The 1,051-nt window shown below is 43.4% G+C and carries 1 protein-coding gene; it reads left to right on the top strand.

Annotated features, from left to right (window positions below):
- Positions 1-70 precede the first annotated feature (70 nt).
- Positions 71-1,021 (top strand): IS3 family transposase, encoded by a 951-nt coding sequence (locus tag FC82_RS13760; protein ID WP_156405159.1) that lies wholly within the window; start codon positions 71-73, stop codon positions 1,019-1,021.
- Positions 1,022-1,051: the final 30 nt, after the last annotated feature.

The raw sequence follows: 1,051 nt of genomic DNA, 5'->3' as shown, positions 1-1,051 counted from the left end.
CGCAGGCAACCCAAGACAAAGCATTCAAAGATCTTCAAAAGGAAAATCGTCACTTGAAGTTGGAGAATGAATTCCTAAAAAAATTTCTTGCCTTGAATCGAAAGAAATAAATCAAAAGCTGAAGAACCGACAGTATACGGCAATCATTGATGATTTGAGGCAGAATCGACACGTTAGTTTAAAAGAGGCCTTAAGCTTCGTTCCAATCGCTAAAAGTACCTATGAATATAACGAGAAACACCCGGCACCAGAACCGGTTGATGAATCCCAGTTAATCGCTGATATTGAGCAGGTTCATAAGGATAATCCCAGCTACGGCGCCGTTCGGATCACTGATGAGCTGCATAATCAGGGGCAGATCATCAACCACAAAAGGGTGCTCCGCATCACCAAGCAGCATGGCTGGACCATTAACAATTATCATAAGCAAGTCAGAAAATATAACTCTTATAAGGGCGAGGTCGGTGAACTGGCCGATAACCTATTAAACCAACGTTTCTTTACTGATCGTCCCTATCAGAAGTTAACCAGTGATGTCAGCGAGTTTAGATTCGGTGGTGAATCAATGAAGGAACGGGTATACTTGGCGCCAATCATGGATCTGTTCAGTGACCGGATTCTGACCTTTGGTATCAGTAATCATCCAACTGTTAACTTCGTCTTAGAACCCTTAAAAGAGGCCTTAGGCAGCATTCCAAAAGGTCTCGGATACCGGACAACAGTCCACACAGATCAAGGGTTTCAATACCAGAATTATCGCTGGGTCGATCTCTTGAAGAGTCGGCGCATCTTCCAAAGCATGTCGCGTAAAGCCACGTGTTACGATAATGCTCCGATGGAAGCTTTCTTTAGCATCATGAAAGCTGAGATGATGACTAATCATCATTACGAAACGAAGCGGGAATTAATTACCGCGATGAAAAAATGGATCAAATACTACAACGAAGTTCGAATCAAACACAATTTGGGCGGAAAATCACCCGTTCAATATTGTGAAGAAGTGGTTCGAAAAGCAGCGTAGCAATTCGTCCAAGTATGGGGGCACGGTCCA

The sequence above is a fragment of the Secundilactobacillus collinoides DSM 20515 = JCM 1123 genome (assembly GCF_001435975.1).
GTDB classification, from domain to species: domain Bacteria; phylum Bacillota; class Bacilli; order Lactobacillales; family Lactobacillaceae; genus Secundilactobacillus; species Secundilactobacillus collinoides.
This window is presented reverse-complemented; position numbering and strand designations above follow the sequence as displayed.